The organism is Bradyrhizobium sp. IC3195, from assembly GCF_020193585.1.
GTDB classification, from domain to species: domain Bacteria; phylum Pseudomonadota; class Alphaproteobacteria; order Rhizobiales; family Xanthobacteraceae; genus Bradyrhizobium; species Bradyrhizobium yuanmingense.
Map to the genome: position 1 here is coordinate 66918 of NZ_JADYVG010000014.1, position 12889 is coordinate 79806.

The 12889-nt window shown below is 59.9% G+C and carries 11 protein-coding genes; 3 read left to right on the plus strand and 8 right to left on the minus strand.

What is annotated here, in order from left to right; genetic code table 11:
* Window positions 1-322: 322 nt before the first annotated feature.
* The 8 genes from istB to nodD1 form a co-directional block, all read right to left on the minus strand.
* Entirely contained in the window at window positions 323-1066 is a 744-nt protein-coding gene (gene istB / locus I6F09_RS24390; RefSeq protein ID WP_225189224.1) for an IS21-like element helper ATPase IstB, read from the minus strand.
* A gap of 11 nt (window positions 1067-1077) precedes the next feature.
* A complete protein-coding gene (gene istA / locus I6F09_RS24395; protein ID WP_225189264.1) occupies window positions 1078-2610 on the minus strand; it encodes an IS21 family transposase in 1533 nt (510 codons plus the stop codon).
* A gap of 969 nt (window positions 2611-3579) precedes the next feature.
* Entirely contained in the window at window positions 3580-4611 is a 1032-nt protein-coding gene (locus I6F09_RS24400; protein WP_225189225.1) for an LLM class flavin-dependent oxidoreductase, read from the minus strand.
* A gap of 564 nt (window positions 4612-5175) precedes the next feature.
* Window positions 5176-6288: a branched-chain amino acid ABC transporter substrate-binding protein gene (locus I6F09_RS24405; RefSeq protein ID WP_225129700.1), complete on the minus strand. Its 1113-nt coding sequence runs from the start codon at window positions 6286-6288 to the stop codon at window positions 5176-5178.
* Window positions 6289-6554: 266 nt separating this feature from the next.
* On the minus strand, window positions 6555-7274 hold the full coding sequence (locus I6F09_RS24410; RefSeq protein WP_225129819.1) for a MerR family transcriptional regulator: 720 nt from the start codon (window positions 7272-7274) through the stop codon (window positions 6555-6557).
* Window positions 7275-7395: 121 nt separating this feature from the next.
* Window positions 7396-7812, minus strand: coding sequence for a hypothetical protein (locus I6F09_RS24415; protein ID WP_225189226.1), 417 nt, complete (start codon window positions 7810-7812; stop codon window positions 7396-7398).
* Between the two features lie 361 nt (window positions 7813-8173).
* Window positions 8174-9166 (minus strand): LysR family transcriptional regulator, encoded by a 993-nt coding sequence (locus tag I6F09_RS24420; RefSeq protein ID WP_225129696.1) that lies wholly within the window; start codon window positions 9164-9166, stop codon window positions 8174-8176.
* A gap of 635 nt (window positions 9167-9801) precedes the next feature.
* On the minus strand, window positions 9802-10746 hold the full coding sequence (gene nodD1, locus I6F09_RS24425; protein WP_225183794.1) for a transcriptional regulator NodD1: 945 nt from the start codon (window positions 10744-10746) through the stop codon (window positions 9802-9804).
* A gap of 452 nt (window positions 10747-11198) precedes the next feature.
* Between nodD1 and I6F09_RS24430 the strand changes: the two genes are divergently transcribed.
* The 3 genes from I6F09_RS24430 to nodB are packed head-to-tail and all read left to right on the plus strand — an operon-like array spanning window position 11199 to window position 12873.
* The gene (locus I6F09_RS24430; RefSeq protein ID WP_225142020.1) at window positions 11199-11528 is read left to right on the plus strand and encodes a hypothetical protein; all 330 of its coding nucleotides are present in this window, start codon (window positions 11199-11201) and stop codon (window positions 11526-11528) included.
* A 56-nt stretch (window positions 11529-11584) separates the two neighbouring features.
* Window positions 11585-12217 (plus strand): NodA family N-acyltransferase, encoded by a 633-nt coding sequence (locus I6F09_RS24435; protein ID WP_225145091.1) that lies wholly within the window; start codon window positions 11585-11587, stop codon window positions 12215-12217.
* A gap of 44 nt (window positions 12218-12261) precedes the next feature.
* Window positions 12262-12873 (plus strand): chitooligosaccharide deacetylase NodB, encoded by a 612-nt coding sequence (gene nodB / locus I6F09_RS24440; RefSeq protein ID WP_225129818.1) that lies wholly within the window; start codon window positions 12262-12264, stop codon window positions 12871-12873.
* Window positions 12874-12889 lie beyond the last annotated feature (16 nt).

Genomic DNA, 12889 nt, shown 5'->3' on the forward strand with positions numbered 1-12889 from the left:
GAAGACAAAAAATCGCAGCGAATACGTCTAGATTGGACTCCAGATGTCACGAGGGTCCCACTGCGGATTCCGACGAAGTCGCCCGGGTGTACCGATATGAAGTCGCCCGGGGATTCCGAGACGATGTCGCCCACCTCTCCGATCTGATCTCGCCCGGGGGCGGGGCGTTCTGGCCGGCTGGTTCTCTGGCATCGGTCAAGCCGCGTGGTCAATCTGGAATCGCGGCTTGAATCTGTTTTTTCTTCTACTGTGGTTGCTGTGGGCATGTGGGCAACGCCTTGGCGTTGTCCAAGCGAAGCGGCATGTCCACAGCGCCACGGGCTCAGGCCTTTCGGGCGGATTGCCGGGTTCGGCGCAAGCTTTCGCCGGAGAGATCGAGCCGATGGGCGTTGTGGACGAGGCGATCGAGGACGGCGTCGGCGTAGGTGGGGTCGCCGATGAGCGCGTGCCACTGATCGACTGGGAGTTGGCTGGTGACGAGGGTGGAGCGGCGGCCGTAGCGATCCTCCAGGATCTCCAGGAGGTCGTGGCGGCCGCCGGCATCGAGCGGAGCCAGACCCCAGTCGTCGAGGATGAGCAAATCGACGCGGCCGAGCGCGCGCAGCAGGCGCGGGTGGCGGCCATCGCCGCGGGCGAGCGCCAGGTCGTCGAACAGACGCGGGACGCGCTGGTAAAGGACAGAGCGATTGTCGCGGCAGGCCTTGTGGCCGAGCGCCGAGGCAATCCAGCTCTTGCCGACGCCGGCCGGACCGCAGATCAGCAGGTTGGCGTGGTCGTCGATCCAGCGGCCCTCAACGAGGCCGGCGAATAGCACGCGATCGAGACCGCGCGGGGTGCGGTAGTCGACGTCCTCGACACAAGCTTGCTGGCGCAGCTTGGCGTGACGCAGGCGGGTGGCGAGCCGCTTGTCGTGACGCAGCGAGACCTCGCGTTCGAGCAGCAGCGCGAGCCATTCGGCGTGACCGAGGCTCGCGGCCTCGCCGGTTGCCTCGATGTCGACAAAGGCTTTGGCCATGCCGTGGAGGCCGAGCGCGTTGAGCCGGTCGAAGGTCGGATGGGTCAGCAAGGTATCATCTCCTAATTGTAGTAGCGCGGTCCGCGGATGTTGGAATGCAGGATCGGCAGGTCGTCCGCGGAACGCTGGGGAGCAGGACGCCGATCGAGGTTGTTGGCGAGGATCGACTTGACCGAGCCATAGGTGCGCGCGCCGATGTCGATCGCCCGCGCGGCTGCCGCGTCCAGGCGCTCGCGCCCGTAGGACGCGGCGAGCCTGAGGATGCCGAGACAGGCGCGGAATCCCTGCTCGGGGTGCGAGCGCTCGTCGAGAATGAGGTCGCACAACGCGCTGGTCGCCGGGCCGATCGCGGCGGCGTCCTGGCGGATGCGCACGATGGTCCAGCCGGCGTAGCGGCGATGGCTGGAGGCCATGTGCTCCGGCACGGTGGTGTGCTTGTGATTGCCGCTCATGCGCTGATGCGCGGCAATCCGCTCGCCCTTGTGGAAGATCTCGACGGTGCGGGCGGTGAACCGCACCTCGACCTCGGCACGCGCGAAGCGATGTGGCACGCTGTAGTAATGCTTCTCCACCTCGACGTGGTAGTCGAGGCTGACGCGGCGGATACGCCACTCGGCGAGCACGTAGGGGCTCGCCGGCAACGGCTTGAGCGCCGGTCGGTCGATCTCCTCCAGCAGCCGGCGGCGCGTCACGCCGAGCCGCCGGATCGGCCGTTCCTCGTTGAGCCTGGTGAGCAACTCGCCGATCGCCGCGTTGACGTCGGCGAGGCTGTAGAAGGTGCGGTGGCGCAGGCGGCCGAGCAGCCAGCGCTCGACGATGAGGACGGCTTGCTCGACCTTCGCCTTGTCGCGCGGCTTGCGCGGTCGTGCCGGCAAAATGGCGGTGCCGTAGTGGGCCGCCATCTCCGCATAGGTGCGATTGATCTGCGGATCGTAGAGGCTCGCCTTGATGACCGCGACCTTGGTGTTGTCAGGCACCAAGAGCGCCGGCACGCCGTCGATTGCGGCCAAGGTGCCGACGTGAGCGCTGATCCAGTCGGCAAGCCCCTGCGTCCACGTCGCCTGCGCATAGGTGAAGTTCGAGGCGCCGAGCACGGCGACGAAGACTTGCGCCGTCCTCCGCTCGCCGGTGAGGCGGTCGACCACCACCGGCACGCCGTCGCCCGCGTAGTCGACGAACAATTTGTCGCCGGCCGCGTGCGACTGGCGCATCGTCACCGACAGGCGACCTTCCCAGGCGCGATAGAGCTCGCAGAAGCGCGAGTACCGGTATCCGCCGGGTTCGGCGGCAATGTACTCCTCCCACAGGATCGACAGCGTCACGTGCTTGCGCTTGAGCTCGCGGTGCACCGCCGCCCAGTCGGGCTCGGCGATGCGGCGGTGACCCTGCCGGTTGCCGTTGCCGGTCTTGGCGAACAGGCGGGCCTCCAGGGCCGCGTCCGTGAGTTCGTCGGGCAACGGCCAGCTCAGGCCAGCGGCCTCGAACCGCCGGATGGTCAACCGCACTGTCGAGGGCGCCGCGCCCATCCGCCGCGCAATCTCGCGGCTCGGTAGCCCAGCCGCCTTCATCCTGATCACATCGCGCACACGGCGCATCGCAAGCCTCTCCGTCGGCATCCAGGGTCCCCCTTCGCAAAGCCGAAAGGGTTGACCTATGGGAGCCAGAAAAGGCCTCGTCACCCGGGCGACATCATCCCGGAATGGTGGGCGACATCATCTCGGAACGGGCGGGCGACTTCAAATCGGAATGCTGGGCGAGATCATCTCGGAATGCTGGGCGACATCGAGCGGAATCCGCATCCCACAAAAACTCCACCGATGTGCGTAAGAAGAGGAGGCCGTGGAATCTCGACGGCGACTATCCACCAGCTCCGGCCTCCCGCAGATGCAGGATGACCCTGAGCAATCGCTGGCCTTCATTGAAAAGGCCCGCGAGATCGAAGCGGACGAAGAGCGTCCGCCTGCGGATGAGTTGATAAAGGCTCGCAAACACTCCCTAAGCCAAAGCTCGCTCCCAAATAGAAGCGACAGGCGGGTCAGATATCGCCGATTTTCTCCAGTATAACGTGTACCGGACTACCTCAACCATGAGCGCCTGTGGCTTCCCATCTGAGAAGTTGGCAGGCCAATCGAGCGTCAGGCTCCATCTGTTGTCTGCCGGTACTTGAGCGCCAATTACATGCGTGCCGCCGGTTGGCGCATATAAGTGACAGTCCCCTTTATGCGGCCGCCTGCTCGATGTAGGTACCACTATAGCGAAGGTTTCCAACATCGACCCCGACAATCTTGCCGTTGCCGACGTAGACGGCACCGCCGCCAGTTCGCCCATGCAGACAGTCCATTGCGTAAAGCGCGCTCACAACGAAGAATTCTCTTCGAAAGCAGAGTTTCATGTGCCGAAGTAAGAAGAAGCGCAGTCAGAAAAAGTGAATGCTTGATCGTTGCCATTGAGGCTGACGATCGCCTTCGCGCAAAGGGCAAACGACAACCAAAATCGCAACCAGATTCGGACAACCTCAGTGCGCCGGTCTCCTTTGCCAAGCATATGATTCCCCAATGTAGACATTAGCCACCAAAGCTATCGAGAATTTCAGCTTTGATTGCGGTTGCCGTGTACAGGGAGACCTCCAGCGGAAGGTTTCCAAATGCAAGCTGGCAAAGCAAGTAGTTGGCACCTGCCTCTTCCATCTGCTGAAGAAGAAGCTGCCGGACGGAAGCTGGCGTTCCAACGACACACAATTCGCTCTCAAGTGCTGCATCGAAGGTCAGCGGAAGGGCGGGCGGCGTCGGAATGGCGTTCAGGTCGTAAAGAAACTTGAAGCTCTCCAGCCATCGTCCATACGCAGTTTTGGCCGCCGCATGAGCGTCCTGGTCAGACTTAGCAATTACGACCATGCGGGCGAGGCCGAGAAATGGCTCGCGGCCATGTGCGGTTGTATTGTGGCCGCGTTGGGAGCGGTAGGCCTCCGTAACTTTCCGGACAACAGAGGCGGGGCCTATGCACGCCAGATTGGCGCCATTTGCAGCGGCCCACTGCGCCGACTCGGCCCGACTGCTAGCGATCCAGGTCGGCGGATATGGACGTTGATGAGTCCTCAAGGTTAAGGGTATTTCGCTCAGCTCAAAGTGGTGTCCCTGATAGGATAGCGTATGTCCCTTCAGTGCAATATTCAGGATTTCGCTGGCTTCAGTATAACGGCCTGGTGCGGTTTCTGCACTGATGCCGAAATAGCCCCATTCAATCGGCTGGGAGCCGCGGCCGATCCCGAGCTCGAGCCTGCCGCCGCTCAACTGGTCAAGCATGCAGATCTCTTCGAATGCGCGCAATGGGTGATAAAGGTTGAGCAACAGGACGAGCGGACCAAAGCGCAATTGCCGGGTGCGCTGCGCCAGGCTTGATAGAAACAGGTTCGGCGAGGGCCCTCTGCCATGAGGTGTGCAATGGTGTTCGGCCAGGTGATAAGCGTAGAAGCCCAGAGAATCACAGGTCTCCGCCAGCTTGAGACGATCTTCATATTGTCGTGCGGCATCTCGACCGTCGTCATCCAAATGGTCGAAAATGCCGCACCTTAGTCTTGAAGGAAGGCCACTCTTCACTCGATCAATCTCCGATTATGGGCCGGGACGGCGAGCCCTGGTTGCTTCATGCCGTCGCGCTCAAAGAGGTGTTGTTCCTCATTTGACGGCTTAGGGCGTTTCTCTTTGGGTGCGTGGATCTGAGGTTGCACGTGTGATTGGGTCACGAGAATGCGTAGATGGCGGTCCGGCAGTTACTTTGAAAAGAGGTGGCGAAGCGCCTCCTCACCGAGCATGTGCTCGACCAGAAGCACCGTTAGCTTCGCGTTCTCCTCTTCTTCGCCTGCCCCAACGCTTGGCCGCAGAAATGTCCATGCCACCTAACCTAGCACCATTGTAGATGGCCGCTTCAGAGGTCATGTGCCCGCGAGCCGGATCAGCGCGACAGGCTACTATTTGTCTATGGTCGGACGCAGCGTCTCGTTCAGGTCGACATCAGGTAGCTCTGCGAGGGCTGCAGCGAACGCGACGAACGCTACGAAAGCTGCAATAATAAGAGAGCTTGCGAGTATCGCTGCTCCAACGTCCTGAGGGCGTCTCATCATCCGTGTCACTTTGGGTTTGGGGAGGCGGCGTTGACGCCAATCAGTTCTGCTCGACAGTTTCAACACGGCCGTCGCGCCAGCGGTAAACCAGAAAACCAGGAACCGCATTATCTCCCTTTGTATCGAACCGCACTGGCCCAATCACGGTATCGATCGCCCGTGAACGAAGTGCGCTGGCGACGCGCGCAGCATTGAGCGAGCCGGTCCGGTTCACCGCCTCTGCCCATGCTTGCACGGCAGCATAGGCGTAAAGCGTGTAGCCTTCAGCGGACAGGTTGGAAGCTTTGAGTCCGGCTACCACGCCGGCCGCATTGGCATTCCTGGCGGGATCCGGCATGAAGGTAAACAACGTGCCATTTCCAGCGGTGCTGGTAATGGCCCAGAATTCAGAGGTCATCAACGGATCGTTCGCCATGACGACGAGGCCCGCTCCTGCCTCTGATGCCTGGCGTACAAACAAGCCGATTTCGGTATGATAGCCGCCGATATAGACGACGCGCACCCCATCCTTCTTCATTCTTGAGACCAGGGCCCTGTAATCCTTTTCGCCGGCTACGTAGCTTTGCCGAATGACTTGTTCACCGAACCTCTGAAGCTGTGCCTCAACCACGTCGGCAATACCCTTGCCTGCGGTGCTCTTGTCGTCGAGCACTGCGATCTTGGCGTTAGGGTAGTTCCTGTGAATGTACTCAGCGGCAGCGGTGCCCTGTTGGTCGTCGCGGCCGCAGATCCGAAAGACGGTCTGAAGGCCTCGTTCTGTTAGCTGAGGATTTGTCGAGCCAGGGGAGACCTGAACGATGCCTGCTTCGGCATAGATGTCGGAGGCCGGGATCGACGAAGAGGAACAAAAATGACCAATGACCAACCGTACCCGCTCTGTTGTGAGCTTATTCGCGACTGCGACGGCTTGCTTCGGGTCGCAGGCGTCGTCGGCGACACTCATAACCACCCTGGTATCGGGAAGTAGGCCCGAAGCGTTCAGCGCCTCGACCGCCGCAGCCGCACCATCGCGCATTTGCAAGCCGAACGCAGCGCTGCTTCCGCTCATTGGGCCAGCCACGGCAATCTTGACTTCGGAGCCGCGCGCAGCCGAGGCGAGGGCGCAGAAGAGAAGCGCTGCACTCGCAGCAGAAGCGTAATGCCCATTTAACATTGTAGAGCTCCCAATGCTCACCTAAAGTGAACCGCCAACAGCTGTGATCAGACGTGCCTGCAGGTCGAGGCCGCCAGCCAAGCGAAGCGTGCGTCAGGTCGGCCAGATTGCGACCACGTAAGAGCCTACAATTTGACGTTACGTGCGGTTCAAGCCCCCTTTGAAGGGAGTCTCGATCAAGGCGTCAGGGAGCCCCGGATCGGCGAGGCCATGACGATCTGTCCGCTCGAACCCGTAAAACTGTCGGCCAGCATCAGAGCCGCCGATCAGCCAAAGTACGGCTGATCCTCCAACCCGCCAAGGGCGAGATCGAGATATTGCATGAGGCAGGGATCCCAACCAGCCAGACTGCGGGGGGCGCTTAATCGTGCAAGTACCTTCAGGATCATCGAAACGCGTGAATCGGCGCCGGCGATTTCGCTGATCAGCAGGCGGGCTGCAACTGCGACAGCTTTTGCTCGATCGCCGCAAGGGGGCTCGCCCCGATCCATACAATCACGCAGGTCGTCGCGGATCTGCCGCCACCGCTCCTCGCGATCTGCAGCTAGCTTGCAGGTGCATCGGGATTTCTGACTACGCGTCTCGACCCGCGACATGGCATTCAAGGTAGCTGGCAGGTCATCCACACTTACCTGGATCTCACTGTCGATGGTCATGTTGCGCAGGCGATCTCGCAACAGAGTTGCCCGAGCTACCTGAAGTTCTATGCGCTCTAGATGCTTGCGCAGCAGGTCGGTCAGTGAGGTCGTGCCCTCCATAGCTTTGCGGATCTCGACAAGGGAGAAGCCAAGCTCACGTAGCGCCCGAATCTGGTGAACCCGTTGAACACTTTCGCGGTCGTACATCCGGTGGCCGCCGTCAGTACGCTCTGAGGCTGCTAGGAGTCCCGTATGTTCATAATGATGCAGCGTGCGTACCGTTACTCCGGTCGCCTCTGCAAGTTCGCCAATGCGCCATCGACGCCTTCGTGGTGTAGCTTTGCTCATGTTGTTCAATTTCAAAGCCTACAACCTTACGTCACGTGTGATTCAAGTTATTTCAAAGCTCTAGCTGGATCGTCTTCCATTCCAGCGCGAGAGTGGTGACTATCCTCAGAATGGCGGGGGATCAACCCTGAGGGGAAATGGCGATCAACAAGCTCGTCAGGCATGCCAGTTGAGCGTCGCCGGCCGCTGTACGCTCCAAGATGAGTTTGGCGATTGCTTTGCGATTTTCCGGATTTCGCATCGATGGGGGTAGCGCGGTGACCGCACTATCATAAAGGCTTCCCAGGACGGAAAGCTCTTCCGGATCGAACACGCCGCTGCATTGCTCCAACGTCAGCTCCTTGTTTGTCATTGCGTAATGGCAGCGCACGTCGTCAAGACGTTTGGCGGCGATAGGGCCAAAAGAAGTCAGACCCGCGGCACGGAGCGACGAAGATGCGATGTACTCCAGGCTGATGCGATAGGGCAACACGCGTGCGCGATGCTTGCTTCGACAGCGCAAGAGATCGTGGTCATGTGCATGATCGATGACCACCACGCTCACTGTGCGTGGTGGTACGACTCGGTAACCGCAAAGAACCGTCTCCGCTCGTCGGGAGCCACTACCGATTCGGAGAGTTGACGACGACAACCCGGCGCCGATTCTGCTGTATCGAGGCAGGTGCGCCCGACGGCCAGGTGCAACGTGCGTCCCTGTCTCCAAAAGCAGGCCAACGGTCCAGCCGCCGCTCGCACGTCGAGCCTAATGCCAACGTGCGAAAGACCTACACAACGTCGTCATCATAGCCGTCCGCTGCGACGATCTTTATAGAGCGACCACGAATTCGAGAGAGGCGAGCCTAAATTGTGCGTTGAGACATTCGTTGGGATGTGAGGTTCGCACGATCTTGAGATCGTCCTTACGACAACGGCGAGACGGGTCGTGCGAAATCTCCGGCAGTATCCGGTCGTTCCGAAGTGCAGATGATGGAGGGCTCTTGTCCAGTTGCCATGCGGGTAGCCTCCTGCAACAATATCTCTCGCATCCACTGGCTTTCCGGATCGCTATTGTGAAGCACGGGCCATTGGACCGCCTCAGTGAAGGCGGGGAATGGCTGCGGAAGCTCGGCAATCCGAAGGGGGATCGTTCTTTGGAAATGCTTTACAATCCCTAATGGCATCGTCCCTATGCGGTTCGTGCCTACCAGCAGGGGCGGGATCATGCTGAAGCTCTGCACGAGAATGTCGATCCGCCGATTGAGACAGAGATCGAGTAGAAAGGATTCCTCGACCAGCGTCTTGCGCGCACCTCCGAGCTTAACCGCAACATGGCCCATCGACATATACCGATCAAATGTAAGCCGCCGTAGTAGTTGGCTGTTCGTGCAGCAACCTACACAAACGAGTCTCTCCTCGAATAGGGCCGCCCTGGGGTGCACGCTGGACATGAATAATTCCGGCAAGATAACAAAATCGACTTCGCCGCGGCGGAGAAGCTCATCGTGCTCATCGGTGAGCGTCACGAGTTCGAAGCTGACGGCAGGCGCTTCTCGCGCGACGCGCTCCACGATATTTCGAAAGAATACGACTGTTATAAAATCAGAAAAGCCGATCCTGAATCGCCGGTTCGATCGAGCTGGGTCGAACGCGTCCCGCGCGATTATTGAGAGCTCAATGCGCGTTAGAGCTTCGCGCACAGGAGCTGCGAGTCCTTCCGCGCGTGAGGTGGGGACAAGTTCCCGCCCCCTCATCCCAAACAGCTCGTCATCGAAATAGGAGCGCAGGCGGGCAACGGCTGCGCTCATGGCCGGCTGACTAAGGTTAATCTTGCGTGCCGCCGCGCTGAGGTTGCGCTCAGTCATGAGAGCATCCAGCGCGACGAGAAGATTTAGATCTAGACCTTTGAAACGCATGTCTTCTTATCCGGCAGGAACGTAACTGCGGCGCATACAACCAGCGGTGACGGCTGCGTCTGGAGAGGTCCTATTGGCTCGCCCGAATGGACATCGTTTCCATCCTGCGATCGCGAGAAGACGCTCGTAAAATGACCGCAACAATGGAGAGCAAGGCGGCCGGCCACCCAGCGGCGGCCAGAAACCGTCAGGAGTCCCGAAGCTGATCGGTCTCGCCGCTTCCAGCGAGCCACGCAACAGGACCCGATCAGTTGGTTAATGGCAGTTCAACCCAGTGTCCGGCCAGCGCCGTCAGTTCACCAAACCGCCCAGTCGACGGTCGCGTAGTGCAGCGTTAGCACGGCGGCCAACCTACAACCTGACGCGAGGTGCGATTCAAGCGATTTTATCGGGCAAGCCAAACATTGTCGCACCGGTGGAGGCGAGTTCTGACGCGATAGTGCCGGGCTTCGCCCGTTTGAGGTGCAAGCGCACCAAACCTCACCAGCGAGATCACCGCTCGCCACTCGGCAATTCTTCGCAACCGATCGCCATCTCTGGCCGCTTCGCGCCAGAAACGTTGGAGTGACGAAAGCGGCCGAGCATGTCCAAGGGTTCGGAGCGTATTTGGAACTTGCCGAGAGCGGCTTATGATTCTAGCAGCGCCTGCGAGTTGGAGGCTCCTGAGGCCCAGATGCCATGTTGGATGCTTCCTCCAGCAATATCCGCCGCATCCAAATGCTTGCCGGGTCGGTATTGTGGAACGCAGGCCACTGCACAGCCTCGGTGAATGTGGGCAGAGGGAGCGGTGGTTCGACGATCCGCACTGGCATCCGCTGTTCGAAGTGTTTGGCGAGTCGTAAGGGCATTGTGCCGATACGGCGCGTATCTAACAATATGGGCGGAATCAGGCTAAAGCCCTGCACAACGATCTCAATGCGTCTCTTGACGCCGTGCTCGAGCAAGAACCATTCTTCGAGGTTTGGTCTGAGCGCCCGTCCGAATTTCGCCGTAACGTGGCCCATCGAAATGTATTTCTCGAATGTAAGTTGCCGCGATAGCTGCTTGTTCGTGCGGCATCCCACGCATACGAGGGTCTCGTCGAACAGCGTCGCCTTAGGATGCGCGCTCGACATGAACAGTTCCGGCAGAATGAGAAAGTCGACCTCGCCCCGGCGGAGCAGCTCATCGGGTTCATCGGAAAATGGCAGCAATTCGAAGCGCACCGCGGGAGCTTCCTGTGCAAGACGGTCCACAATCTTGCGCAAAAAGACGATCGTCATGAAATCGGAGAGAATGATCCTGAAGCATCGGCTCGACTGAGTCGGGTCGAACGCGTCCCGTGATATGATCGAGAGTTGGATGTGCAGCAGCGCCTCGCGAACCGGGCCTGCAAGCGCCTCCGCGCCAGGTGTCGGGACGAGCTCTCGACCTCTCATGGTAAATAGTTCATCGCGGAAATAGGTACGCAGCCGAGCGATGGCAGCGCTCATAGCGGGCTGGCTCAGGTTAATTTTGCGCGCCGCCGCTGTGAGGTTGCGCTCCGTCATCAGAGCATCGAGCGCAACGAGAAGGTTTAGATCAAGTCCCTTGAACCGCATCTTGTAAGTCTATCCATCGTGTGGATGTGTTCCATCGGAACTATCGATTTTACCAAATAGCGGGATGTTGGATAGCAAACATCAGTTTGGAAAAAATAATCGAGTATATCACCATGGCTGCTGCTCGTTCACGCGGACTCAGAGAACAACTCCTGGACGTGCGAGCTGGCGCCGCATGTGTTTCGAGAGCGGCTATGGGCGCGCCGCGCGAGCCGCGTCGCTTCTTCTCTGTGCGAAGCTCGCTCGATCGAGACGTCAGGCGGACCTCGATAAACCTTGGTATGCGTGTTCCATCCCTTTCCATATTGCAGGTTTACCCGCGTACACTTGAGAGCGCGTTCAGCCGCATTCTAGTGTCGCGACATAACGGCAGGCGCAGATTGCGGATGCCAAGTAATTCAGGCGACTCTGCAAATGGCTCGCCTATCCACCGCATTCAGGGCGTGTCGAAGATGGATAAGAACCAGTGTGATTTGATGGCGTTCCGATGCGCCATCGATGAGGCCCCGCGCATCGAAGACCTGCCCTCAGACGTCAAAGCGTCGACAGCGATGCTAGACGAGGCGGCAAAGCTTCGTGGTGCAGACAGGCTCTCGCCAGTCCAATCGCCTCGTCGGCATCTTTCGGCATATCTCGCGCAGGGCTTTGGCCGGATCAAGAGCGCGAACCATGCGATATCTTCATCGCGAGCGAAGGCGCACGGCGCGGTGCAGGCGAGGAGTGCCGCGCTCCGACGGGTCATAGCAGCGCATTTCACTGTTGACCAGCGCTTCGGCGACTAGCGAGTTCAAGTGACCATCTCCGCTCTTCATTCCACTGGGGCACAAGGAAGCTCGCCATGAACATTGCCGTATCCCGGACTGCGGAAGCTCCTTCTACACGCACTCAAGTGCAGTGGAGCCGTCGCTGGGAAAACGAACTGCGGCTCACCGATCATGCCGAACTCGCCGAGTTCTTCCGCAAGAGCTACGGGCCGACCGGTGCGTTCAATGCGCAGCCATTTGAGGGCAACCGAAGTTGGGCCGGGGCAAGACCTGAGCTCCGCGTAATTGGTTACGACGCGCGCGGGATAGCTGCTCACCTCGGGCTACTACGCCGCTTCATCAAGATTGGTGGGGTCGATCTCCTCGTGGCCGAACTGGGATTGTATGCGGTGCGTCCGGATCTCGAAGGGCTGGGAATCAGCCACGCAATGCGCGTGATGTATCCCACACTGCAGGAGCTCGGGATTCCATTCGGCTTTGGCACGGTTCGGCCTGCGCTTGAGAAACACATGACCCGACTGGTCGGAAGGCAGGGGCTCGCCACCCTCATGTCCGGCATTCGCGTCCGCTCCACGCATCCGGATGTCTATCCCAATTTGTCGCCGACCCGCATCGAAGACGTGATCGTGGTGGTTTTCCCGGTTGGACGCTCGATAGGCGAGTGGCCGGCCGGGACGGTCATCGATCGGAATGGGCCTGAGTTGTGAAAGAGCATCTCCCCCTATCTGCTGTCCGTTGCGACTATGCTGACGTGGCCGGAAGTCGCCCCGTCTATTTGACGTTCGATGACGGGCCAAATCCATTTTGCACGCCAGAGGTGCTCGAGGTGCTGGCGCAACATGGGATTCCGGCGACGTTCTTTGTGATCGGCACGTACGCGGCCGAACAACCTGAACTCATTCGACGAATGATCGCGGAAGGTCACGAGGTTGCGAACCACACGATGACCCATCCGGATCTTTCCAGATGCGGACCAGCGGAGGTACGCGATGAAGTTCTCACGGCGAGCGAGGCGATCCGTTCGGCGTGCCCGCAGGCCTCACCTAGGCACATGCGAGCACCTTACGGCATGTGGACGCACGAGGTGCTCGCTGTGTCAGCGAGCGCCGGTCTCACAGCTGTGCACTGGTCGGTCGATCCGAGAGATTGGTCCCGCCCCGGGGTCGATAGAATTGTGAATTCAGTACTCGCGAGCGTTCGCCCGGGTGCAATTGTGCTCCTGCACGACGGATATCCTCCTGATGAGGAGCGACCGTGCACTGATGCCACGCTGCGCGATCAGACCACGATGGCCCTGTCACATCTGATCCCGGCACTACAACGGCGCGGGTTTGTAATCCATCCACTCCCTCAACTTCACTGAGCAAAAACTGACACCC